This is a genomic window from Oceanobacillus luteolus (assembly GCF_042678205.1).
Taxonomy (GTDB): domain Bacteria; phylum Bacillota; class Bacilli; order Bacillales; family Amphibacillaceae; genus Oceanobacillus; species Oceanobacillus luteolus.
The window spans coordinates 22,318-46,481 of the sequence record NZ_JBHUDE010000034.1; the positions used below are offsets into that span (position 1 = coordinate 22,318).

A 24,164-nucleotide genomic window follows, 5' to 3' on the forward strand; every position below is an offset into this window, starting at 1 on the left:
CTTTACAATAGGGAAGGGAAAGTTTGAGGTAGAAATGATTTACTATAAGTTTGCTAATCTGAATATGATTAGCTTTCAGTAATAATCATAGAGATGTCTTGTGAATGGGGTTATTTATTAAAGGTGGAATGCAGGAATGCCAAAAGCAATTTGGCTATTAGTTATTGCAACAACAATTAACGTAACAGGAGGGTCATTCTTATGGCCTTTAAATACAATCTATATGCACAACGAACTAGGGCAGAGTTTAGCTTTTGCAGGATTCATTTTGATGATGAATCAGGCTGCAGCAGTTGTAGGAAATTTAATTGGAGGTGCTTTGTATGATCGTTCGAGTGCCTATCGCTCGATATTAATTGCTACTTCCATCTCTCTTATAGCAGCATTGGTTATGTCTTTCTATCATTCCATTGTCCCTTATGCGATCTTACTCATTGTTATTGGGTTTGCTAATGGAATTACTTGGCCAATTATGTTTGCGATGGCAGGTTCGCTTTGGCCAGAGGGTGGAAGGAAGGCGTTTAATGCCGTCTATGTCGCACAGAATTTAGGTGTTGCTCTAGGTGCGACTCTTAGTGGTTACGTCGCGAGTATTTCCTTCGATTATATTTTTACAGCGAATGCCTGTTTTATTGCTATCTTCTTTTTACTTGTTTTATTTACGTTCAAACGCCTGGATGCTGCTCAAAATAGACAAATGCATACTTCAGTCATTGAACAAGGAAAAAAATTTAAGGTTAGTCCAGCACTAATTTCATTATTATTGCTATGTAGTGGATTTTTATTTATACACATCAGCTATTCGCAATGGATGACGACAATTGCTTCCTATACGCAGGATATTGGAATTCCTGTCGAACAGTATAGCACGATTTGGGCGATAAACGGTTTCCTTATCCTTTTATTACAACCTTTGGTACAATGGTTTACGAACCGGGTTACAAATGGAAAACATCATATTTATATAGGAACGACAATCATGATATTATCTTTCCTTGTAGCGATGAACGCTGGAAACTTTACGATGTTTGCAGTGGCGATGGCGATTTTAACAATTGGCGAGGTGTTGATGTGGCCCGCATTTCCGACGCTTGCTAATCAGTTGGCGCCAAAGGGGAGAGAGGGGTTTTATCAAGGGCTGGTAAACAGTATTGCTACAATTGGCCGTATGGTTGGCCCGTTGGCTGGAGGATTTATAGTTGATTATTATAATATTGAAGTTTTATTCTTCTGTTTACTTGGCCTGCTCATGATCCCTTATATTACAACGTTCCTTTATGACAGAAATGTAAAAGTAAACCAAGGAGGACAAACATGAAAGATATTAAATTGATAGCCCTTGATATGGATGGTACGTTGCTGAATGATGACCATGAAGTTTCTGAGAGAAATAGAAAAGCGATAGAGAAAGCACTAGAGATGGATGTACATGTTGTTCTAAGTACTGGACGCGGGTTTGCTACATGTTATCCATATGCGGTTGATTTAAAATTACCTTCATATCTGATCTCTGCTAACGGAGCGGAGATTTGGACGATGGAGAAAGAATTGCTGCGAAGAAATGGTTTGAAGGCTGAAATGATGGAAAAGCTATATAACATAGCGAGCCAAGTCGGTGTAGGTATGTGGATGATAGCCACAGAAGGGGCTTTCCGTGAAGAGATTCCTACTGACTTTGACAACTACGAATGGTTGAAGTTTGGCTGTTATACGGAAGATCAACAGAAGCTTGATATCTTAGTTAAAGAGTTCTCAAAATATGAAGAGCTTGAGTTATCGAATTCCCTGCCTACGAACATTGAGGTAAATGCCAAGGGAGTCAGCAAAGCCCAAGCGTTACACTTCTTATGTGACCGGATTGGCATTACGATGGAGAATGTCATGGCTTGCGGGGATAGTTTGAACGATATTAAAATGATTCAAGAAGCGGGCATTGGTGTCGCTATGGGTAACGCTCAAGAAGCGATTAAAAAAGTTGCAGATTATATGACGGTCACCAATAATGAAGGTGGAGTAGGGGAAGCAATCGAGAAATTTGTTTTATCCCGGTAAGTGGTCAGCTGGCTTTATGGATAAGTAGTAACCAACTGAATAAAGTTTCCATATGATACAAACGCGATTCTTCTTTAACAAGGAGAGTCGCTTTTTATATAATCAGTTGGCGATTTTTGCAATATAGGATATGATACGAGAAAAGATATGAATTACGTAATAGAAGGGTGATTTTATGAGTCTTACAAAAGGAGCGTCCAAAGTACATACAAAAAATCCGACAAAGATGCTGACGTTTACTGCAGCATTAGTCGGCATCAATCTAGTGTTAAACCAATTTACCTTGTCACTTGGCCCGTTATTGGAGATAGGCTTTGCTTTCTTGCCAATTGCGGTACTCGCCTATTTATACGGACCGATCAACGCTGGAATTGCTTCGGCTGTCGCAGACATAATTGGATTTGTCCTGAGGCCAGCAGGGTTCTTTTTCCCTGGATTTACTTTTAATGCTTTGCTGATTGGGATTATATTCGGCTGGTTTTTCTATAAAAAAGAAATCACCCTAACCCGTGTGGCGATTGCAAATTTGGTAGTCACAATCTTGATCACATTGATCTTAACACCAATCTGGCTCAACATCATGTTCGGCAGTCCGCTATTCGCTGCACCACGTATGGTGAAGGCTGTACTATTATATCCTATAGAGGTTGGCTTGTTATACGGTCTGTTGAAAAGTATCAACAAAGCGAATTTGAGACTATAAGTGAGAAATTTGCAGATAATTATCACCGGTGGAAGTTGATAGCATAAACTAAAGACATAAACCTAGTAAAGGATGGTTCTTTGATGCTAAAAAATTATTATGTTAGAGGAAATACATCGGACGGTCTCGTTAACCATTTACAATCCAATCTGCATGGAATCCAGGAGACAATCCGACTTGAAGATACTTCTTATAAGCTGAATACAGAAATTTTAAACGCACTAATTGAAGCTAATAAAGAAGAGACTTCGGTTGAAGTACTTAAAAGTCCAATCAGTAAGGACTATTTAGATGGAGTCATATTCCGGGGAAAGCAAATCGCCGTGTTAGCTCATCACGATGAACCTTTTACAAATAAGGCATATGAATATTTTCAAAAAGGTTTAGCGGTTCATGATGATTTGGAAAAAGTTTATATTCAGGAAATGGACTTTGAGAAAGCTGATGCTCTCGCGAAGAATTTCATCCAAAATCTGTTGAGTGATAAACCGAAGCAGAGTAGAACTCCTTACGTATACCACAGATTGTTCGGGACGAATACAGTGGACGGAATTGTGAATGAAGTACCTAACCTGATAGCTGACCTTGATTACATTTATCACATTAAAGGTCGTGCTGGTACTGGAAAGTCCACATTCATGAAAAAGGTTGCCAATGCTTGTGTCGACCATGGACTCGATGTGGAAATATACCATTGCAGTTTCGATCCAAATAGTATCGATATGGTGCTTATGCCTGAATTGCGCATTTGTCTTTTTGATAGTACGGATCCACATGAATTTGAACCAGCAGACAAGACAAGAGAGGAAATTATCGATTTATATGAAGAAGCTGTCACACCTGGAACAGATGAAAAATATGCAAAAGAAATCGCTGAGTTGAATCAGGAATATAAGAGTTATATGAAAAAGGGCTTAGAAGTATTAAAAGATGAAGGGAAGAAGATTCTAGCGGCTGAAAACGGCAGGAACTTCTCTCAAATAGAAATCGATCAAATTGTAAGTCAGATTCAAACAAAAATGAACTAAAGGGACAGAGAGTCGATGACTCTTTGTCCCGTTTTTAATTCTTCAAAATACCTTAAAAGAAAAAACACATCTGCTGAGGATTCATATAATACGTATAATAATATCAGTATTTTTAATATTTTTATAATATTCCACTTGTAATTTTTGGTGAAATCGGTTACAATTAATTAACTGAAAATCAGGATGAAACAGTAAAAAAGGGTGGTGAAGTTATGGTAACGTTAAAAATGCTGAAGCCTTATTACATTAAAGCTGAGAAAAATTTTGTAAGGATTATTTTGGCTTATCAATATTTTTCTGTCATGATGAACAACAAAGTATTTCAATTTATTCCTGTCGAGTCGAATGAAATCCGTGTTAATCGCCGTACGGAAAAGATTGAAAATATCGATGCGGTCTTTGCATTTCAAAATGGAAAGGAAATTGTAAATGTCCCTATGGTGAAGCTGATTACACTGCCAGAATTTCTTGAACAAATCGAGAAAATCGCAAAACCATATTACTTCAGTACCCAAGACGGCAGTGATTTGAATGATAAGGAAACAATCGATTCTTTTATGAAAGAGTTGGAAAGAAAGAACATCTTGCGGCTCATAGATAAAGCATTGGACGAAAGAGATGAAACAAGATTCATAGAATTGACAGACGTATTAGCATCAATGGATAAAGAACAAGAAAACTCCCCTTAAAACTAAAGGGGAGTTTTTCAATCCAATCTTATTCATCATTTTTTTCTGGGTAAAGCTGATTAATCACTTCAACAAACTTACCAATCGCAAGTCCGCTTTCTTTATCTTCGGTTTCCTCGACGAGCATTGCCATTAAAATGTCAGGTGACTCATGAGGGTAAGCTACAAACCAGCTATTCTCTGCTCCACCGGTCTCTGCCGATAACTTCAATTCAACCGTTCCGGTTTTTCCAGCAATCGGCACATTTGATTCTTCCTCCGCTCGTTTTGCAGTCCCATCTGTTACAACTGCCCGTAGGATACTCTGCATCCGTTTCACTTCTTCTTCTGACAGTAAATCCTCTTTCCAAATCTGGCCTGTATCTTCACTTAAGAGTAGGGTTGGCTTTAGCATGTCTCCACCGTTTAAAAATACAGTATAAGCCGTTGCTAAGTGGAGAGCGCTCATCTCAAGTTCTCCTTGACCATAACTGGAGTTCGCAAGCAGCACTTCATCGTTTATCTCTCCCGTACTCGAAATGGTGGATGCTGGTATCGGATACTCATATGGAAAGTCTTCCTCAAATCCAAACTGTTTAAATTCTTCGATAAAGGCTTCACTGCCCATTTCCAAAGCCTGCATCGCAAAGTAAATATTATCGGATCGGACGAGGGCATCTTTCAAATCAACTGGACCATTGGATAAGGAAACCCTTGTGACTTGGTAATCACCCCAACCTTTACCCTTGCTCCAATGTTTTCCTTCGATTTCAAACCCTTCTTCAGGATCTAATGTTCCGATGTTTATCCCAGCTGCTGCAGTTATTGGTTTTAAAACAGAGCCTGGCGCGAATGTCGCTGCAAAGCGATTTAGACTAGGGTCTTGGTCGTTTGGGTCATCCCATGCATCTCCTGACGTCCCGTACAACACTTCATTCGGATCGAATGCGGGAGCACTAACAAGAGCTAAGGTCTCACCAGTTTTAGGATCGATTGCAGCAGTTGTACCTGAATCGTCTTTATAACTGTTGTAAATTTTTTCTTGGATGTTGATATCAATCGTCAGTTGAATCGTCTCTCCATTTTCCACGGGTTTTTCGGCTATAACGACATCTTCACTATCTTCTTTCTTAATGAATATTTTTACGCCCCGTTTACCTTTAAGTCGTTCCTCATACCAACTTTCCAAACCACGGATGCCGATTTTATCATTCGGTCCGTATTCGTCACTCTCTAATTCTTCCAATTTTTCAGCAGTGATGTCGCCGATATAGCCGACTAAATGAGCTGTCGCTTCTTCACCCGGGTAAATCCGTCCGGTCATTTCTTTGCGTTGAACTCCTGGAATTGCCATCACCTGTTCATATGCTTCATCAGTTGGTAAAATTGTCGCAATTGGTACGAATAGATCATCCTGGACCCAACCTGCACTTAAAGCATCATCAATTTTTTCTTTCTTTATATTAAGTATATCGGCGATTTGCTGTTTCGCTTGTTCTGGATTGACCAAGTCCTCAGGCTTAATCCCGATTTGATAAACTGTGTCATTGATGGCCAGCGGTATCTGATTACGGTCAAGAATTTCACCGCGTACCGGCTCGATCGTTTCAATTCCGATTTCTCCACCATCTACAAGTTCTGGGTGAATAAAGCCGGCATCCCAGTTTACGAACCAATTATATTCATCCTCTTCTTCATTAACGAGTTCTTGAACTAGAGTAGCTTCATATTCGAAGCTGATCGGCCCTGCAAACGAATCCATTTCCACTGTGAAAGGAAGGGTGACACTCGGATTTTCTTCTTTTTTCAATTCATCCAGTTCCTCTTCCGTCAGTTCATCAAATGAAATATGTACGTTTTCGATGCTCAAATCATTATAAATCTTTTCATATCGCTGTATAGATTCTTCTTCTGTTATTTTTTCTTTTGTTTCTGTACTGAACATATTAAACATTTGATCAAACTCTTGTTTACTCCATATCGAAGCAAATTCCTTGAAACGTTCATTTGGAGTAACCTGTTCCTTTTCTGAACATGCAGCTAAAAGCAAAAGCGCGACAAGCAAAAAAATTACTCGCTTCATTTTCTAATATCTCCCCCCGTAAGACTTTCTACAAATATTATATCATCTTGTAAGTGGAGTATATAGCAATTAATTTGAAGAATTTAGGTAATTATATTGGTTACTTCCGTAGATAAATTTGATAATATACAGTAAAGAAGATTCTGATTATGGACGAAGATTGTTTTAATGATTCAGGATGGACCGGTAGATCAGAAACAAAAGGAGGGTGGAAAATGGATGGTGAAGAAAGGTATGAACGGGCTCGAAAAAGAGTTCGGGAGTTGCGGGATTTTTATCAGCATTTAATCATATATGTCATTGTCAATAGTTTCTTATTCTTGCTTAATTTCTTTACATCAACGGAACACTGGTGGTTTATTTATCCCTTGCTAGGATGGGGGATTGGCTTGGTAGCTCATGCGCTCTCGGTTTTTTCTGGTGGAATCTTTGGTGCTGAATGGGAAGAACGGAAAATAAAAGAGTATATGGATAAAGATAAATGGTGAATGAAAGGAGCGGATGAATCTGCTCCTTTTTATCTTGTATATAATGCATATTTAGGATACAGTGTAAAAAGTACATTTCGTTGATAAGGGGAAATATTGATGAATATAAAATTAATTGTTTTTGTGACGTCCGTTACAAATAATCAGAAACAAGGAGAGGCATTTACAAAAGAGTTTGAATCGGATTTTCGTCCTGTTAAGGGAGATATTATCCATGATTCAGGGTTCCATTCTAAATACCATAACGGATATGAAGTTGTAAAAGTGACGGTAGACTATGAGCGGAATGAGTGCTATGTATCTTTGAGTCCATTAATGTTGGAATTAGAGGATATACCTTTTGAAGAATATGTCAATCATTTACTTGCTAATGGTTGGAGAAGATTATCAAAGTAAACTTACGGCAGTTAACATTTGCTCTAAGCAAAAATTAACACCCAAGGATCTGCTCCTCGGGCGTTGAATTAACCTTGCATATGATTTGTAATTTCTGTATGGATTCGATTGAATTCTGAATCAGGTACTACATAATACCATACACCATTTATCGTGGAACCTGAACCTTCCAATTCAAGCGTTTGGATGTTATGTCTTGTTCCGAGGTAGCCTGTGAAAAGTGTTTGTATCTTATCCATGTCCAAGTCCGTTTGGACATTTCCGCCTAAAATATCAAGGATTTCACCAAACTTCGTAATGCTGGAGAAGCTGGCTCCTTTTTCCATTGCTGCTGTAATCACTGCACGCTGTCTCTCATTACGTCCCATATCACCACGCGGATCTTTTTTTCTCATTCGGATATAATCGAGAGCTTGTTCACCATCCAGATGAATCGGACCTTCAGCGAAAGTGGAACCACCTTGAGAGAAGCTTTGGGTATTATTTACTGTAACCCCGCCAAGTGCATCAATACCTTGTTTGAATCCTTCCATATTCACGCGGGAATAGATGTGGACCGGGATATCGAAAGTCTTCTCCACCGTCTCCACTGCCAACTCTACTCCCCCGAAAGCGTACGCATGGTTAATTTTATCCATGCCACGTCCTGGAATATTCACGTAAGTATCACGGGGAATACTCAACATGATCATGGAATTTGTTTTCGGGTTTAAAGACATGAGAATCATCGTATCCGAGCGTCCTTTGTCTCCTGGGCGTTCATCCACCCCAAGTAACAGAACGTTCAATGAATCTTTTGAATCAAAAATTTGTTTGATTTGCTTTTGACGTTCGGGATCTTCATCACGGGCAAGAGGGGTATGCATCGTATCTACCGCGCTGCCGAGCTGACTATAGACGTAAAACCCAATTCCACCTACTGCCAGAATGATAGCTAATAAGATTCCCCCAACCCAGTATGGCCATTTACGTTTCTTTTTTCTTTGCATTCTCGATACCAATTGAATTTCTCCTCTTATGTGTAATCTTCTCGTATTCCATTACCTTCAGACGACTTTACTGTATAAAATTATATCCGATATAGTCAATTTAGTCCATTTAAATTTGCATGGTTTATGGTAAAAAATGTAGAATTTTAGCTAATTAACTGCAAAGGTACTATAAATAACCAAAAAAAATCAAGATGAATCTAATCATCTTGATTTTCTACCGGATAGGCATAAATGATGTAACGATCTGGTGCATACCCAATGAAGTTGAATGGATAACAAGTTGTAAGAGTAAGAACTTCCTCATGATGTGGAACAATGATTGTACGATCATCTGCGCTTACTATTTTCGTTTCTGTTATTTCATAAGTGAAATCACCATATTCCATTTGCACAACTAAATGATCACCAATTTCCAACTCACCCATTTCACGAAAGACTGTATCCCGATGTCCTGAAAGGACGATTTGTTCATTTTGAAGAGGGTAGGCAGTTCCTTGGTAATGGCCAACACCGCGTTCCAATTCATCTTCATGTGTACCTTCAATAATCGGTAAATCAGCCTCTAGCTTCGGAATATGTAGAATACCGGCCGTTTCTCCCATTTCGGGGTTAAAGTTTTTTGCAGCTTCCAATGGATCAAAATCATCCTCGGCGCTAATCGCATTCCGTTCAGCGATTAGTGCTTGCGCCTCTGAAGCAGCTTCGCTCTGGGCACTTGTAGTCATATACCATTGGTATCCTCCAAAGGCTAGGAAGCCGACCCCGACAATCATTAATACGTATGATATAAATTTCATCCATGTCACCTCATTAGTAACGTTAGCTTTAGTATATACCTTTTAAATGGAATAGAAAAGGGACTAGTTTCAATGTTTCCTTACTAGTTTAAAGATTCCCCGTCTAGAGTATACTATTTAGGTTTATGATAAAGAACAGAAGATGTAAAAAATATTAAAAACTTAGTAATTTAAAGAAAATAAAAGAAAACAAGAGATAATTGTTCAATATATAGAACAAACGGCTGTTTTTGAGGTTTTCCTATTTTGAGAAAGTGCAATATACTACGACTAAGTTGTTCGTTATAAAGCACTGAGGTTATCTCGAAAAAGAACAACCGCGTTAATACATAAGGAGGGGGGACAAAGAAACAAGCAACATAGATGAGACAAAGAAGAAAGTGCTTTATGGGGAAGAAATAATAAAATTATACTAATTGGGGAGGAATTTTATAATGAGTCTAAAGAAAAAATTAATGTCAGGTGTAGGAACAGCGCTAATCGGGATGGCTTTAATCGGTGGAGGAACATTTGCTTATTTCAGTGATACAGAAGTTTCGAACAATACATTTGCTGCAGGTACGTTGGATTTAGCAGTTAACCCATCTGTAGTAATTGATGTGGATAATTTAAAACCGGGAGATACTATGGTTCGTGAGTTTGTTCTAGAGAATAACGGTTCATTGGATATTTCTACAATTGACCTTGCTACTGCATACAACGTAATTGATGCAAAAGGTGACAATGTTGATGATTTCGGTAAACATATCAAAGTATTGTTCCTAGAGAACGCAGATAAGACAGGTAATGGTTGGGTTATTGGAGATTACAATGATGTTATTTCTGAAACTACCCTGTATGACCTTCAAAACATGACACCTGATGCAGTAGAAAATCTTCAACACTGGATCACACACCTACTTGGTTTGAGTGGTGAAGGGGATGGTTTAGCAGCTGGAACAAGCGACCAAATGTACGTAGCATTTGAATTTGTCGATAACGGTGCAGACCAAAACGAGTTCCAAGGCGATGCACTTGAGCTAGAGTGGACATTCACTGCACACCAAACTCCAGGTGAATCTAGATAACGCTTTAAATACAAATAGAGAAGAGGTATGAACCTCTTCTCTTCCTACATATAGTAATCCATTAATATCAAAACATAGAAAAAATATTAATAAATCGAAATCAATCAGGAGGGGTCCCGTGAGTATTAAGAAAAATATCATATTGGGAATGGTAACCGGATTAGTGGGGATGTCGTTGATCAGTGGAGGTACTGTTGCATATTTTAGTGATGATGTTAGTACTCAAAATCAAATCATGTCAGGGACAATTGATCTTGGAATCAAGAATACATCAGATTCTGAGGGGTTCTATTTCAATTTTAAAGATAAAAAGCCTGGAGATATTTTTGAAAAATATACTTTTCAATTAGTAAATGACGGGACATTAAATATCGGGAAGCTTTTTCTTAATTCCGCGTATGAATCTTTCGACAAAGATGATAAACCAAATGATTTCGGCAGTCAGATTAAAATTAAAGAGTTGAAAGTAAATGGTGTAATAAATACTCAATTAACTGATAGAACTCTACATCAAATTGATGCGATTAAAAATAAAGCGAATTCACCTGCATTATTAATTACTGATATTAAACCAAACAATAATGTAGAAATTGAAGTGATATTTGAGTTTATAGAAACAGAAAATCAAAACAAATATCAAGGCAACAGGCTGGATTTAAATTGGACATTTGAAGCGGTGCAAGAAGTAGAAGAAAGCAAATGATAATCGCACGGACTGCATTGTGTGCAGTCCTAAGTATGTTAGATTAATATTTTTAGGACTACACATAAGAATGTAAAAGTCATTTAAAGGACGGAGATCTTTTATGAGGCAAAGCCGTTTACGAAAATTCAGATCAAAATACCGGGGTTTTTGGTTTACGACGAAAATTATTTTAATTTGGTATCTGCTACTGTTCTCTATTATGCATTTTACATCCAATACTTCTGCTGTCTTTTCTGATGCAACCAGTCCTGCAGGAAAGATAGAGTCTGGGTATTGGCCTGTAGACTATCAATTGGTATTTACGGAAAAAGGGAACTCTAATTTTGATGCATGTGGCCCTTTTGAGGTAAAGAGAACGATTAAAAATAAAGGTAAAGAAGATATGAACGATGCAGCATCTTACGAGGTTTATTACCATAAAGCTAATCCTAAAAAACACGGAGAAAAAGTTGGTGAAGGAAGTATTCCAGCACTTAAAAAGAATCAGACAGAGGAATTGAAATTTACGGCGGAAGAGCCAGGTAGATATGCATTTGTGGCTAAGTATGAAACAGTAGATGGCGAAATGGAGACGTGGAGTTTTGAAATTAAAGTAGATTGTGGATCCGGCCAAAAAACAGACAATGTGAAAGAGAAATCAAATGAGGACCACAAATCTGCACCGGAACAAAGCACTGAAGATGCTGAAAAGAACGAGCCAAACCAAGAAAAAGTGAAAGAACAAGATACTAGTGAAAATAAAGAAGACAACAATACAGAGGTTGAACAGGGGCAGCAGCCAGAAGAAAAGAAGGAAAGCGAAGCAGAAATAACGGAGTCTGGAAAAGATACAGTTCCGCCTGCAGAGCAAGAAGATAGTGAAGTCTTATCAGGCGATGAAACGAAAGATGAAGTTAAGGAGGGGGAAGAGAAATGAAAAAAAGAACATTATTTAAATGGGTGAATCGAATCGTATCTACTGTATTAATGGTCGCTCTAATTGCAGTTTTAGTCTTAGTTGTGATCAACAAAGCCTCAGGTGGAGAGCCAGAAGTTTTTGGTTATCAATTAAAAACAGTCCTATCTGGTTCCATGGAGCCTGACATCCAAACAGGTTCAATTATTGCAGTTAAACCAATTGATGGTGAAACAAAATATAATCTGAAAAAAGATGATGTTATTACGTTCATGGAATCCGAAGACAAATTAGTAACTCATAGAATCATCGAAGTTTCTGGCAGTGGTGAGAATATTACTTACACGACAAAAGGGGATAATAACAACGCACCTGATACAAGCCCAGTACTTGCCGAGAATGTAATCGCTGTATATGAAGGGTTTACTATCCCTTATATCGGTTATATTTCTTCCTTTGCACAATCACCAAAGGGTGCTATAGCATTCCTTATTATTCCTGGATTTTTAATGTTGGCATATTCCATTTTTACAATATGGAGAGCGATTAGACAGTTGGATGATCAAAAGAAGATTTCAACGGATGCAACAAATTCCTAAAAAGGAAGATGCATATGAATATTAGAAGTTATAAATCCTATCTATTAATTTTTATTGTTCTATTTAGTATGTTGTTACATGCAAATTCCGTCTCAGCTGAAGAAAGGTTATCCATAGACGTGTTGCCAGCAGATAAATTATTTGACATCAGCAATATGAAACCAGGGGATTGGGCGCCGAGAACAACGACCATAAAGAACAGTGGAAATATTGAATTTGAGTATTCAACTTCAGTTAAATCTGAAAGCGAGGATACAAAACTGTACAACGAATTGTTATTAGAAGTATGGGATGATGATACAGAACTGTACAATGGCAAACTTTCAGAGTTCGCCGGATTTTCACCTCGCATCCTATCACCTAATGAAGAAGATGAATTAGAATACATTGTCCGTTTTCCACATCATCTCGGTAATGATTTTCAAGGATTAGACGCCCAATTCACTATTTACTATACTGCAGAAGCTGTTGACAGCAATGAAAGTAAGACCGAGGGGATTACAGGAACCATTGACAGTGGTGGGGATGGTAGTGGAGGAGTTTTACCGAAAACTGCTACAAATATGTTCTCCTTCATCGTATTTGGTGCTTTGCTGATTGCGGTAGGAGGCATTATAAGCTTGCTCATACAATTAAGGCTCAAGGTGAGAAGCGCAAGAAAAATGTAGAATTTTTATTCCTCAAAACTAGAATCAATACGACAAAACAAGTCATCCAAATTAAGTAGAATTTATAGTATGATAGTCTTAGTTAGTAAAATGAATCCTCAGAAAATGGCAAACCTACTGAAAGGTAGGGGCGCAAAGTCACAGGTCTAAAGCAAAAAAAGCTAAGACGGCTGGATTACCTGAGATTGTAAATGGGGGAAGAACGAATTGGAGAAATTGTCTGTTGAGCTGAAACTGGATTATGACTGGGTTGTACTAATCAAAGAAGCAAAAAAAATAGGAATGACAGTTGAGGAGATTCGTTTGTTTTTACAATCATCTAAGGAAGGGGCATAAATTGTTTAATAATTTGTACTATATATAGAACTACTCACCTAGAATATGATATAATTTTTCTAAAAAGTAGGTGAGTGGGTTTGCTTGGTGAACGAATTAAAACAATACGGAAAGATCAAAAAATGTCCATAACGGAACTAGCCGAAAAAGCAGGAGTAGCAAAATCTTATTTAAGCTCGATTGAGCGGAATAAGCAAACAAACCCATCCATTCAGTTCATTGAGAAAGTAAGTGAGGCATTAGAAGTTTCGGTGAACGATCTTCTCTATGATGGAGAGGAAGTAAACATAGAAGACCTGGATACCGAATGGTTGGAGATGGTTAGAGAAGCCATGCAATCGGGAGTTTCCAAAAAAGATTTTAAAGATTACTTGGAATTTTATAGATGGCGAAAAGAACAGGAAATGGGTTGAATAGCCATTTCCTTCCTTATTGGATGGGAGATTTTGAAACCATAGTATAAGATACTGTGGTTTTTTACTTTGTATATAGGAGACGTGAGTCATGCGTAAACCGTATTTATATTGGCTGCTGCCAATAATCTGGATGGGAATTATATTTTACTCATCTGCTACTCCATACGACAACCAGGACATGAAGCCACTTCTGGGTGATCTGATTAATTTTTCATTTATAGAACCATACTTGGAAGGTATTTACTTTACATATAATGGATCGCCAGTCAGTTTGGAAACCCATGGCGCTGCAGGGTTGGTGGAATTTTTTATTAGAAAATCAGCTCATGTATTAGTTTTTCTCATCCTTACTTTATTATTTAAATATGCTCTGGGTAAAACAACCGATATACTATGGTACAAGCAGATAATACTTTCCTTTTTCCTTACAGCTGCATATGCTATTATGGACGAAATTCATCAAGGGTTTACACCGAATCGAACTCCATATGCTGGAGATGTGGTGCTTGATTGTCTTGGGGCGCTAGGTGCGATAGGGATTTTGTCGATTTTTAAATTTTTTCGTGAAAATAGATGATTTTCTATGAATCTCGTTGTATAATGTCCTTTAGGAAATAATAGAAATATAGACTGCGTTATTTGTAACGTAAGCTTCCACATTTTCTCTACTACCTACTAGAAAGCTTACAAACACTAGAACGGAAAGTATGAAAAGGCGGGAATAGAGTTATGGGTGAGCAAGAACGGTACAAGAATATGTTGAAAAAAGTAATTGATGCAACTGAAAATGAAAAAATTCAAACATCAGAAGACTTGATTCGCACATTAGTGAATGAACTTACCAATAATATTGGTGTGAAACCACAACAGCGTTTGGTGAAATAAATAAAAACTACATTCTAGTTATCTAGAATGTAGTTTTTTTATTATAGAGATACCAAAGTTCTTTTCTGCTTACTCACTTGTACTTTCTACATCAATTTCCACATACTTCTGGTCGATTAATTGGATGGTGGCCTGGCCATTCGTTAAATCGACGATCCAGTCATTGAAATTATCTGCCTCGTCCACTTCAACGTATACAACAAATTCGACGTTTTCCAGATAGTTAATGGTCTCTAATATATGGTCTGATTGCCGGAGGACATTTTCCAATTTGCCAAGTAATCCATAATCAACAGTTACAGAAAAGCCTTGCATGAGTACTCGTTTTACGATTCCTGTTGTTTTGATTGCCTGGCTTGTCGTGTTGCCATAGGCACGTATCAAACCTCCTGCGCCTAGTTTAATGCCTCCAAAGTAACGGGTGACTACAACGGCAGTATCCTTCAGATTTTGTTTCTTCAGTACTTCCAGCATAGGAACACCAGCAGTACCGCTCGGTTCACCATCGTCATTTGCCTTTTGGATTTGATCATGCTCCCCAATCATATAACAGGAACAGTTATGAGTTGCGTCATGATGTTTTTTCTTTATCTCCTGGATGAAGGCGAGTGCTTCTTCTTCGGTTTCAACACGGCGGACGTAACCGATAAATCTAGACTTCTGAATAATGATTTCATCTTGTCCTTCTTGTTTTACAGTATAATAATATGGTAGCATTAAATCACTCCTATAAATGAACTAGTTAGGGCGAGTTTTTTCTTTTGTGGTACTCAAGATACTGGTATAAATCAGGATAAATTCAGGTGAATTATACCAAAATAGGGAATAGACCCCATGAAAATTGAAATGGGTCTCGTATATTATAGCATATAGGGTGGTGGTAGCGTTGACTCTGAAGACGGGGGAAAAAGCAATCGATTATATTATCGATGAAATGGTACGCGTCGTCAAAAGCAGCAAAAACGAAATCTTCAACATAAGTGAGCATGCTCGCCACGAGTATGATACCCTACAAATCGAGTTGGAGGAAACAAAGCGGCTCGTTTTACAATACATAAATGAGGGAGACAGCTTAGAAAGGAAAGTACGTGCCTCCAGGAAGCGTCTTGCCGAAGTGAGTAAAGAGTTTGAAAGATACACAGAACGTGATATTCATCAAGTATATGAAGACACACATAATCTACAGACAGAGCTCATTATGTTGAGGGAAAAGGAAGAAAATTTAAGAAAGAAACGCGATGATATCGAACGGCGGCTTATTAGTTTATATGATACAATTAATCGAGCAGAGGGAATTACAAGTAAAATTTCCGTCATCGAGAATTATCTTGAAGAAGATTTCAGCCAGGTCAATGAACTCATTGAATCAGCGAAAGAGAAACAAGCATTTGGTCTGAAAATCATTGAAGCTCAAGAAGAGGAGCGAAGAAGATTATCTCGGGAAATCCATGACGGTCCTGCTCAAATGCTTGCTAATATCCTCCTCCGTTCAGAAATCATTGAACGCTCGCTAAATCAAGAATCCGTTGAGGCGGCAGTAGCAGAGATCCACAGTGTTCGAAAAATGATCAGGACCTCCCTATACGAGGTTAGAAAGATTATTTATGACCTGCGTCCGATGGCTCTTGATGATTTAGGACTAATACCAACAATCCGTAAATATATAGGGAATCTAATAGATTACCATGATATTGAAATTGATTTTGTCGTTATTGGGGAAGAAAAAAGATTGCATCACAAGTATGAGGTAGCACTATTTCGTTTGATGCAGGAATCTGTACAAAATGCAATTAAACATGCAGATCCAAAACTTATTCAAATTAAATTACAGATCCAAAGAGAAAATGTTGTTATGATTGTTAAAGATAATGGAAAAGGGTTCGATGTAAATATAAAGAAAGAGGACTCTTTTGGACTTGTTGGCATGAAAGAAAGAGTAGACATGCTCAGTGGTGATATAGACATAAAATCTGAACTTAATGCGGGCACTACCATCATCATTCGAGTTCCCTATATCATCACAGACTAATAGTGCACTTATTAAACAGGGGAAATTAGAAGTATTTGATTATCGGGAGGAAGAACAGATGACAAATGAGAAAGTAATCAAAGTAGTACTAATTGATGATCATAAGCTATTTCGCGAGGGAGTTAAAAGAATATTAGAATTCGAACCATCTTTTGAAGTAGTAGCAGAAGGTGACGATGGTACAGATGCAGCAAAATTGGTGAAAGAAAACAATCCAGATGTTGTTTTGATGGACATAAATATGCCGAACATCAACGGAATTGAAGCAACTGGTGATCTTGTTCGCTATTTCCCAGAAACAAGAATTATCATTCTGTCTATCCATGACGATGAAAATTACGTAACGCATGCATTGAAAACAGGTGCACAAGGATATCTGTTAAAAGAGATGGATTCGGATTCCTTGATTGAAGCGATTCGTGTAGTAAGTGAAGGTGGTTCTTACCTACACCCTAAAGTTACTCATAATCTAGTGAAGGAATACCGTCGTCTTTCATCAGAAAGTGTGGCGTCTGGCTCATCAGATCGAGTGGTTGAATATCGTAAGCCGCTTCATCTATTAACGAAAAGGGAATGCCAAGTTCTCCAGCTTCTTGCAGATGGGAAGAGCAACCGTGCTGTAGCAGAAACATTATATATCAGTGAAAAAACAGTGAAAAACCATGTTAGTAATATTTTACAGAAAATGAACGTGAATGACCGTACCCAAGCTGTTGTAACAGCGATAAAAAATGGCTGGGTAGAAGTATTGTAATATTACAGATAACCCCCCTCAATATTGATGGGGGTTATTTATTTTTTTAGTACAGTTCATACAAACCTCCTGCAATTATTTTCGTGATGAATAATGCTTTATTTATAGATTTCAGGTAAAATATATGTCATACGTCCGAACGTAATGCTACCAACAGGTGATTGGAAGGAATAAATGAATGTATAAGGAGAAGGTTAATAATGAGAATTGCTGTAATGACTGATAGTACGGCGTATATACCTGAGAAAATCCGCGAAGAGCTGAACATACATATGGTACCTTTAAGTGTTGTGTTTGATGATGAATCCTACCGTGAAGAACTGGATATCACTTCAAAAGAATTTTATCAAAAGTTGAAGGAGCATAAGGAACTGCCTACGACTTCACAACCATCCATCGGTTATGTAGCACAGAAGTTGGAGCAGTTGGCCGAGGATTATGATGCAGTTATTTCTGTCCATCTTTCCAGTGGAATCAGTGGAACGTACCAAGCTGTGGTCAGTGCTGGTCAAATGGTCGATGATATTAAACTATATGCCTATGACTCTGAAGCAAGCTGCATAGTCCAAGCTTTCTATTGCTATGAAGCGGTAAAACTGGCAAAGCAAAATAAAACACCAGAAGAAATCATTGCTCGTTTAGATGAAATGAAACAATCGATGCGGGCATATTTCATGGTCGATGATTTGACAAACCTAACCCGTGGCGGAAGATTATCCAATGCTCAAGCGGTTGTTGGGAGTCTGTTGCAAGTGAAACCAATCCTCCATTTTGTCGATAAACAAATTGTCGCATTTGAGAAGATCCGTACACGAAAAAAAGCAATAAATCGTATTATGAGTATGTTGGAAGAGGATGCTCAGCAAGGGAAAGATTTGAAAGTATCCTTTATTCATGCAAATGATGAACAAGCGGCAATCAATCTGGAAGCCGAGTTTAAAGCAAAATATCCAGACATTGAGACATCCATTTCTTATTTTGGTCCAGTTATTGGCACGCACCTTGGTGAAGGAGCCATTGGTGTAGGTTGGTACGAGAAATAATTTAATCGATATTGGTCTAATTTTTATTTTAATATAAGCCTAATAAAACAGCTTAACGATTATCGTTAGGCTGTTTGTTGTTTGTAGGTAACATTTCATTCCAATTCTCACTTTACGATTTACTTCCTCTTTTGTATGCGTTATCATATTCTTACCAAATTATTCTGTTGTCAGGAGGGATACAGTGCTGCGAGTAGGAGAAGTTATTACATTTGAAAGACAATTTACAAAAAGGGATGTCGAACGTTTTACGGAGATTTCACAGGATGAAGGGAAACATCACATATCAGAAGACAACCAAGGCAGATTGGTTGTTCAAGGATTGTTGACCGCCACATTACCAACAAAGATTGGAGGCGATCATGATGTGCTTGCCAGTAATATGAATTTTAATTTCTTACGACCTGTGTATACTGGAGATACAATAACTTGCATGGTTAAGATTGAAAGATACGAGAGAGTGAAAACGAATCGTATGGCTATACGTGCGACGTTCACATGTGACAACCAACATTCAAAAACGGTGTTGACAGGTGAGTTTTCCGGTGTCGTATTAGAATAGAAAGGATGATACCGTTCATGCAGCAAAACATAATGGAAAACTTTAGCGAGCTTGCCACCGTGTTAGATGGCAAGTTGCTTCGTATTGAAGAAATTCCCTTCAAATCCACGATGATTGAATTACTTCTTTCAAAGAAACTCCTCGATACAAAACCTGCTATTACCAAAACTTTACTTACCACTACATGCAAGCGCTGTGGCAATAAGGATAACCGCTATTTTGCTGAAATTCCCTGTAAAAAATGTTCCCGTACCCACCTATACTGCAGAAAATGTATTGAAATGGGGCGGGTGATGGAATGTGAATCTCTATACTATTGGATTGGTCCTCCAGCTATATGGCCGACACATCAAAATCCCAGTTCTTGGGAGGGGACATTAACAACGGCACAAGAAAAAGCTGCCAACCGTATCAAGACTGCGATTATCAATCAAGAAAAGGAAATTCTCGTATGGGCTGTATGTGGTGCAGGAAAGACGGAGATGCTTTTTCCGGGAATATCGAAAGCTTTAGAAAGAGGAATGCGTGTCTGCCTTGCTACTCCAAGGGCAGATGTTGTCAGAGAACTAAAACCGAGACTACTCCAAGCTTTCGAGGGAGTGTCCATTCAAGCTTTGTATGGTGGGAATGAAGATAAAGGGAAAGATGCACAATTTGTCATCGCCACAACCCATCAGCTACTTAGGTATCAATCGGCTTTCGATGTCATGATCGTTGATGAAGTCGATGCATTTCCATTTCATGCAGATCCTTCCTTGCCTTTTGCCCAAAAGCGTGCTGCCAAACAAAATGGTACTACCATCTATCTCACCGCAACCCCGAGACAAAACTTAAAGAAAGCCATCAACAGGAAAAAACTTCCTCATGTATTCGTACCTGTCCGTTACCATGGCCACCCCCTGCCAATTCCGACATTAAAGATGTGTTATTCCTTACAGAAGGATTTAGCAGCTTCCAGAGCTCCAAGTCGCTTCCTCCCTTGGCTGCTGAAACGAACCAACCCCGAAAGACAATTGCTCATATTTGTGCCTACCATTGATCTTGTGAATCGATTAAAAACTCCATTATTAGATTTGTTCATTGCCCACCGATTGATTAACAATGAAACCGAATTGGATGCTGTCCATGCCTCTGATGAGAAAAGGGAAGAAAAAGTAATGGCATTTCGCCAGAAAAAGTTGAAGGTTATTTTAACGACTACAATCCTCGAGCGGGGAGTCACGTTCCCATCGGTGGATGTTGCAATTTTTCATGCAGGACATGACGTATTCGATGAAGCTGCTCTTGTTCAAATAGCGGGTCGGGCTGGTAGAAATGCGAATGATCCGAATGGAGAAGTGGTGTTTTTTCATGATGGGAAAACAGAAGCAATGCTTGAAGCGATTTATCAAATCAAACAGATGAACAAAAGAGGGGGTTTTTAGTTGAACTGTTTATGGTGCATGGAAGATAGAAACAATAATCTTGGCTGGAGTGACTTTTTCATATTGAATAAACAGAATGGATTTTGTGAATCTTGCCTCTCTGGTTTACAACAATTGTCTGGGAAGCGGTGTTCGTTGTGTAGCCGTATGACTGAGTTTGAGCAATGCTCCGATTGTGAATGGTGGAGAAATCAATTTAAGAGTGATCCGCTGGAATATAACTATTCCGTCTTTCAGTATAATTCTTTCATTCAAGAAATCATTGCCAAATGGAAATATCGTGGAGATTATGTCTTGGGTGAAGTATTTCGTCCATATGTATACGCTGCCTTTATTGAAAAGTTCACGACACAGAAGAAAAACTTGATTGCAGTCCCTATCCCGTTAAGTGAAGAGAGAATAACGGAACGGGGCTTCAATCAAGCAGAGATGCTTGCGGGTTTTCTTCCGATAAGACAAGAGCTGCTACTACAAAGAGTAGATGGAGAAAAACAGTCTAAAAAGTCACGAAAAGATCGAATCACAACTAAAAATCCATTTTCTCTTGAGAAAATGGTTAAAAATCCGGTGTTATTAGTCGATGATATATATACAACTGGAACAACTTTAAGACATGCTGCCAGATTATTGATAGAGAGTGGTTGTCCTGAAGTTTATGCTTTAACTTTAATCCGTGGTTAATATATTTGATATAATATAAGAATAAGGTTAAAAGAGGAGAAATAATTATGGCGGAATTAGCAAACTGTAGCCGTTGTGGTACAGTATTCGCAAAAACTATTCGTGATATATGTAAAAATTGCTATGACGAAGAAGAGAAAGCATTTCATACCGTATATGACTTTTTACGAGTTCGTGAAAATAGACTAGCTACAATGTTAGAGATTATAGAGGCAACTGGTGTCAAAGAAGAATATATCATTAAATTCGTGAGAGAAAAACGGCTCTTGCCAAAAGATGTCCCTAACCTTGCATATCCATGCGAACGCTGTGGAAGGGATATATCAGCAGGACATATTTGTGAATCTTGTCAGAAAGAATTGAAAAATGACCTCGCTACATTTGAGAAGGAAGAACAAAATAAAGAAGATCGTAAAAAAATCCAGAGTACGTACATTGCAGTAGATAAACATAAATATTAATCCTTCACAAATCGGTGAACATGCCGATATTAATAGTAATATAAAAAAATCATATTGATGATATATATTCATGATCGTGTTGGGAGGTTAGCTTTATGAAAATAAACGGACCGAATCATTTAAATTTAAATCCATATAGACAACAGATGCAAAAACAGATGGACGTGAAAAAAGCAGAAAACAGATCTGATGAACTGCAGATTTCCAAAGAAGCTTTTAAGCTTCAAGGCAAAGATAAACCGCATGAGAAGCGTGCAGCGGTTGTCCAAGAAATAAAACAACAAATAGCAACTGGAGAATACAAGGTTGATGTTGAAAAAACAGCTCAAAAAATGATGGATTTCTGGAGCAAGTAGTCAAATCTAAGTGATGTTTCGATTTAAAGGAGGACCTCGTTGTCCATGGAGAAAATTATACAAGCTTTAAATGAATTAGTAAGTTTGCATCAGGAACTTTTGAAACTTTCCAAGCAAAAGACGGAAGTTATTAAAGAGGGAGAAGTTGAGAAGCTGCAAAGTGTTCTAGTGAGTGAAAGGAAACTTGTACGGAAACTGGAACAAGCGGAAACAAGACGGATGCAACTGGTAGGAGAATGGGTTGAAAAAGAAGGGTTAACAGGAGCGGACCCAACAATCACGTTGATTTTAGAGCGAATTACAAATGAAGAAGAGCGGACAAAGCTCGAAAAAGTTACGATTGAACTGACAAAGGCAATGACAGATTTAAAAGCTCAAGAGAATTTGAACCTTGCTTTGATTGACCAATCGATGCAATTTGTCCAATTGTCCTTGGATTTATTAAGTCCATCCCTTAAGAATATGAATTATTCGAATAACAATAAGCCGAATATGGAATCGCCAACTCGGTCCATTTTTGATTCTAAAGCATAACAAATGCTGGATGGTCTTAAAGCTAGAAAACTAGAAAAGGTTTATGATAAAGGAGTTACAGCATATGAGTACATTTCACGGATTGGAAATGGCAAAGCAAGCATTGTTCACCCAGCAATCTGCTTTATATACAACAGGTCATAATATCGCAAATGCAAACACGGAAGGATACTCACGTCAACGAGTAAATTTTCAAGCCGATACGGCTATGCCGGCTGCTGCGAAAAACCGCATGGGAATCCCAGGTCAAATCGGCACGGGTGTGAAAGCTGGATCAATTGAAAGAATTAGAAACCAGTTTCTTGATACACAATTCCGAGGAGAGAATAGTTTAGCAAGTTATTGGGAAAAGCGTGCAGACGCATTAGGTCGTGTAGAAGATGTATTGAACGACCTTCAAGAAACTGGTCTTTCCAGTGTGATGGATCAATTTTGGAGTTCTTTGCAGGATCTGGCGGTAAACCCTACAAATGACGGTGCCCGTTCAGTAGTTGCGCAGCGGGGTATTGCATTAAGTGATACATTTAATTATTTAAATCATTCACTAACACAGATTCGAACAGATTTAAAAGAAGAAATTACCCAAACAGTCAATACTGCAAATATCATAACGAATCAAATCCAAAGCATAAACGAGCAAATCAAAGCTTTGGAAGTAAATGGATATGTAACGAATGATTTATATGACAGACGTGATACTTTAATTGATCAATTATCAGGTATTCTACCAATTGAAGTGGAATATGTGGATTCTAGAAAGAATGACCATGATGACAATGTTCCGCAAAATACTAATAATGCCCAGAACGGTGTCGCTATCATTAAGTCTAACGGAATTACTCTCGTAGATGGTGTGACTGGAGAAACTCCAGCTCAGATTTCTGTAAGTTTTAGCGATGATAAAAGTGAACTCGTCAACTCTATTACAATTGGTTCTGAATCGCTTTCTGTACAATCAGAACTTGAAACAAAAGGGACTTTGAATTCGCTTATTCAGGCTTATGGCTTTGGTGATGGAGAAGGAGACATCTTCCAAACTCAACAAGAGTTGTTGCAGATTAGGGATCATTTTATAGATGAATTTAATAAGGTTCACCGTGAAGGTGCAGATGCTGGAGAGGGAATTGATTTCTTCGATGTTTCAGAAACAGGAGAAATGTTCGTGAATCCAGCTATTATCGGTAATACTGATTTAATCGCAGCTTCCTCCCCGGCGACTGGAGCAGGGGCAGGGGATGGCAGTAATGCTCTTAGACTTGCGGCTGTATTTGAAGAAGCGGGGATTAAAGGTGACTATTCCAAGTTGATTGGAACGTTGGCTGTACAAGTGGAAGATGCAGAACGTATGCAAAGAAACACTGGTATATTAATAGCGCAAATAGATGGTAATCGCCAAGCTGTCAGTTCTGTGTCACTTGACGAAGAAATGACTAACTTGATTCGATTCCAACATGCTTACAATGCAGCAGCCCGCACCATGACGGCGACAGATGAAATATTGGATCGGATCATTAACAATATGGGACTTGTAGGAAGGTAGG

At 38.3% G+C, this 24,164-nt stretch carries 30 protein-coding genes and 1 riboswitch; of the genes, 26 read left to right on the forward strand and 4 right to left on the reverse strand.

Translation table 11 applies throughout. From position 1 onward, the window contains the following. The first annotated feature begins 136 nt into the window (after positions 1 to 136). The 5 genes from ACFSBH_RS06565 (at position 137) to ACFSBH_RS06585 (ending at position 4,472) form a co-directional block, all read left to right on the forward strand. The gene (locus ACFSBH_RS06565) at positions 137 to 1,318 is read left to right on the forward strand and encodes an MDR family MFS transporter (protein ID WP_251513137.1); all 1,182 of its coding nucleotides are present in this window, start codon (positions 137 to 139) and stop codon (positions 1,316 to 1,318) included. Next, positions 1,315 to 2,052 (forward strand): Cof-type HAD-IIB family hydrolase, encoded by a 738-nt coding sequence (locus ACFSBH_RS06570; protein ID WP_251513135.1) that lies wholly within the window; start codon positions 1,315 to 1,317, stop codon positions 2,050 to 2,052. The genes ACFSBH_RS06565 and ACFSBH_RS06570 overlap by 4 nt, the downstream gene beginning before the upstream one ends. 175 nt (positions 2,053 to 2,227) lie before the next feature. Further along, on the forward strand, positions 2,228 to 2,755 hold the full coding sequence (locus ACFSBH_RS06575) for a folate family ECF transporter S component (protein ID WP_251513132.1): 528 nt from the start codon (positions 2,228 to 2,230) through the stop codon (positions 2,753 to 2,755). Positions 2,756 to 2,838: 83 nt separating this feature from the next. Next, positions 2,839 to 3,783, forward strand: a complete 945-nt coding sequence (locus ACFSBH_RS06580) for a hypothetical protein (protein ID WP_251513130.1) — start codon at positions 2,839 to 2,841, stop codon at positions 3,781 to 3,783. 212 nt (positions 3,784 to 3,995) lie between these two features. After that, complete coding sequence (locus tag ACFSBH_RS06585) at positions 3,996 to 4,472, forward strand: IDEAL domain-containing protein (RefSeq protein ID WP_251513128.1); 477 nt, start codon at positions 3,996 to 3,998, stop codon at positions 4,470 to 4,472. A 28-nt stretch (positions 4,473 to 4,500) separates the two neighbouring features. Here the strand turns inward: ACFSBH_RS06585 and ACFSBH_RS06590 are convergent, their stop codons facing one another. Beyond that, positions 4,501 to 6,534, reverse strand: coding sequence for a penicillin-binding transpeptidase domain-containing protein (locus tag ACFSBH_RS06590; protein ID WP_251513126.1), 2,034 nt, complete (start codon positions 6,532 to 6,534; stop codon positions 4,501 to 4,503). Between the two features lie 215 nt (positions 6,535 to 6,749). Between ACFSBH_RS06590 and ACFSBH_RS06595 the strand changes: the two genes are divergently transcribed. Beyond that, positions 6,750 to 7,022: a 2TM domain-containing protein gene (locus ACFSBH_RS06595; RefSeq protein WP_251513124.1), complete on the forward strand. Its 273-nt coding sequence runs from the start codon at positions 6,750 to 6,752 to the stop codon at positions 7,020 to 7,022. A 99-nt stretch (positions 7,023 to 7,121) separates the two neighbouring features. Further along, positions 7,122 to 7,418: a hypothetical protein gene (locus ACFSBH_RS06600; protein ID WP_251513122.1), complete on the forward strand. Its 297-nt coding sequence runs from the start codon at positions 7,122 to 7,124 to the stop codon at positions 7,416 to 7,418. Positions 7,419 to 7,486: 68 nt separating this feature from the next. Here ACFSBH_RS06600 and ACFSBH_RS06605 read toward each other — a convergent pair whose 3' ends face one another. Further along, positions 7,487 to 8,419, reverse strand: coding sequence for an LCP family glycopolymer transferase (locus ACFSBH_RS06605; protein WP_251513120.1), 933 nt, complete (start codon positions 8,417 to 8,419; stop codon positions 7,487 to 7,489). 188 nt (positions 8,420 to 8,607) lie between these two features. Then, a complete protein-coding gene (locus ACFSBH_RS06610) occupies positions 8,608 to 9,207 on the reverse strand; it encodes a class D sortase (RefSeq protein ID WP_251513118.1) in 600 nt (199 codons plus the stop codon). A gap of 434 nt (positions 9,208 to 9,641) precedes the next feature. Between ACFSBH_RS06610 and ACFSBH_RS06615 the strand changes: the two genes are divergently transcribed. The 9 genes from ACFSBH_RS06615 to ACFSBH_RS06655 all read left to right on the forward strand — a co-directional run bounded on the left by ACFSBH_RS06615 (position 9,642) and on the right by ACFSBH_RS06655 (position 14,779). After that, positions 9,642 to 10,274: a CalY family protein gene (locus ACFSBH_RS06615; RefSeq protein WP_251513116.1), complete on the forward strand. Its 633-nt coding sequence runs from the start codon at positions 9,642 to 9,644 to the stop codon at positions 10,272 to 10,274. 118 nt (positions 10,275 to 10,392) lie between these two features. Then, on the forward strand, positions 10,393 to 10,977 hold the full coding sequence (locus tag ACFSBH_RS06620; RefSeq protein WP_251513113.1) for a TasA family protein: 585 nt from the start codon (positions 10,393 to 10,395) through the stop codon (positions 10,975 to 10,977). A gap of 103 nt (positions 10,978 to 11,080) precedes the next feature. Beyond that, complete coding sequence (gene tapA, locus ACFSBH_RS06625) at positions 11,081 to 11,896, forward strand: amyloid fiber anchoring/assembly protein TapA (RefSeq protein ID WP_251513111.1); 816 nt, start codon at positions 11,081 to 11,083, stop codon at positions 11,894 to 11,896. Beyond that, complete coding sequence (gene sipW, locus ACFSBH_RS06630; protein WP_251513109.1) at positions 11,893 to 12,474, forward strand: signal peptidase I SipW; 582 nt, start codon at positions 11,893 to 11,895, stop codon at positions 12,472 to 12,474. Before tapA ends, sipW begins: the two co-directional genes overlap by 4 nt. A 14-nt stretch (positions 12,475 to 12,488) precedes the next feature. Next, a complete protein-coding gene (locus tag ACFSBH_RS06635) occupies positions 12,489 to 13,142 on the forward strand; it encodes a CalY family protein (RefSeq protein ID WP_251513107.1) in 654 nt (217 codons plus the stop codon). A gap of 97 nt (positions 13,143 to 13,239) precedes the next feature. Then, positions 13,240 to 13,325, forward strand: a riboswitch (cyclic di-GMP riboswitch). Positions 13,326 to 13,349: 24 nt separating this feature from the next. Continuing rightward, entirely contained in the window at positions 13,350 to 13,478 is a 129-nt protein-coding gene (locus ACFSBH_RS06640) for an anti-repressor SinI family protein (RefSeq protein WP_251513104.1), read from the forward strand. An 80-nt stretch (positions 13,479 to 13,558) separates the two neighbouring features. Beyond that, a complete protein-coding gene (locus tag ACFSBH_RS06645) occupies positions 13,559 to 13,891 on the forward strand; it encodes a helix-turn-helix domain-containing protein (protein ID WP_251513101.1) in 333 nt (110 codons plus the stop codon). 91 nt (positions 13,892 to 13,982) lie between these two features. Further along, positions 13,983 to 14,471: a VanZ family protein gene (locus ACFSBH_RS06650; protein WP_251513099.1), complete on the forward strand. Its 489-nt coding sequence runs from the start codon at positions 13,983 to 13,985 to the stop codon at positions 14,469 to 14,471. Positions 14,472 to 14,623: 152 nt separating this feature from the next. Then, entirely contained in the window at positions 14,624 to 14,779 is a 156-nt protein-coding gene (locus ACFSBH_RS06655; RefSeq protein WP_251513098.1) for a hypothetical protein, read from the forward strand. A gap of 69 nt (positions 14,780 to 14,848) precedes the next feature. Here ACFSBH_RS06655 and ACFSBH_RS06660 read toward each other — a convergent pair whose 3' ends face one another. Beyond that, positions 14,849 to 15,496, reverse strand: a complete 648-nt coding sequence (locus ACFSBH_RS06660; RefSeq protein ID WP_251513097.1) for a YigZ family protein — start codon at positions 15,494 to 15,496, stop codon at positions 14,849 to 14,851. 169 nt (positions 15,497 to 15,665) lie between these two features. Between ACFSBH_RS06660 and ACFSBH_RS06665 the strand changes: the two genes are divergently transcribed. From ACFSBH_RS06665 to flgK, 10 genes are all read left to right on the forward strand, one after another. Further along, positions 15,666 to 16,808: a sensor histidine kinase gene (locus tag ACFSBH_RS06665; RefSeq protein WP_285853635.1), complete on the forward strand. Its 1,143-nt coding sequence runs from the start codon at positions 15,666 to 15,668 to the stop codon at positions 16,806 to 16,808. A gap of 58 nt (positions 16,809 to 16,866) precedes the next feature. Continuing rightward, entirely contained in the window at positions 16,867 to 17,562 is a 696-nt protein-coding gene (locus ACFSBH_RS06670; protein ID WP_379596655.1) for a response regulator, read from the forward strand. Between the two features lie 200 nt (positions 17,563 to 17,762). After that, positions 17,763 to 18,605, forward strand: coding sequence for a DegV family protein (locus tag ACFSBH_RS06675; protein WP_251513095.1), 843 nt, complete (start codon positions 17,763 to 17,765; stop codon positions 18,603 to 18,605). 184 nt (positions 18,606 to 18,789) lie between these two features. Next, complete coding sequence (locus ACFSBH_RS06680) at positions 18,790 to 19,167, forward strand: hotdog domain-containing protein (RefSeq protein ID WP_251513094.1); 378 nt, start codon at positions 18,790 to 18,792, stop codon at positions 19,165 to 19,167. Positions 19,168 to 19,184: 17 nt separating this feature from the next. Further along, positions 19,185 to 20,591 carry an ATP-dependent helicase ComFA gene (locus ACFSBH_RS06685; RefSeq protein ID WP_251513093.1) on the forward strand — a complete coding sequence of 469 codons (1,407 nt, stop codon included), beginning with the start codon at positions 19,185 to 19,187 and terminating at the stop codon, positions 20,589 to 20,591. A 147-nt stretch (positions 20,592 to 20,738) separates the two neighbouring features. Then, complete coding sequence (locus ACFSBH_RS06690) at positions 20,739 to 21,272, forward strand: ComF family protein (protein WP_379596658.1); 534 nt, start codon at positions 20,739 to 20,741, stop codon at positions 21,270 to 21,272. 47 nt (positions 21,273 to 21,319) lie between these two features. Continuing rightward, positions 21,320 to 21,733, forward strand: coding sequence for a TIGR03826 family flagellar region protein (locus ACFSBH_RS06695; protein ID WP_251513089.1), 414 nt, complete (start codon positions 21,320 to 21,322; stop codon positions 21,731 to 21,733). Positions 21,734 to 21,828: 95 nt separating this feature from the next. Continuing rightward, positions 21,829 to 22,089 carry a flagellar biosynthesis anti-sigma factor FlgM gene (flgM, locus tag ACFSBH_RS06700; protein ID WP_251513087.1) on the forward strand — a complete coding sequence of 87 codons (261 nt, stop codon included), beginning with the start codon at positions 21,829 to 21,831 and terminating at the stop codon, positions 22,087 to 22,089. 45 nt (positions 22,090 to 22,134) lie between these two features. Further along, a complete protein-coding gene (locus ACFSBH_RS06705; protein ID WP_251513085.1) occupies positions 22,135 to 22,623 on the forward strand; it encodes a flagellar protein FlgN in 489 nt (162 codons plus the stop codon). Positions 22,624 to 22,687: 64 nt separating this feature from the next. After that, complete coding sequence (gene flgK, locus ACFSBH_RS06710; RefSeq protein ID WP_251513083.1) at positions 22,688 to 24,163, forward strand: flagellar hook-associated protein FlgK; 1,476 nt, start codon at positions 22,688 to 22,690, stop codon at positions 24,161 to 24,163. The last annotated feature ends 1 nt before the right edge of the window (position 24,164 follow it).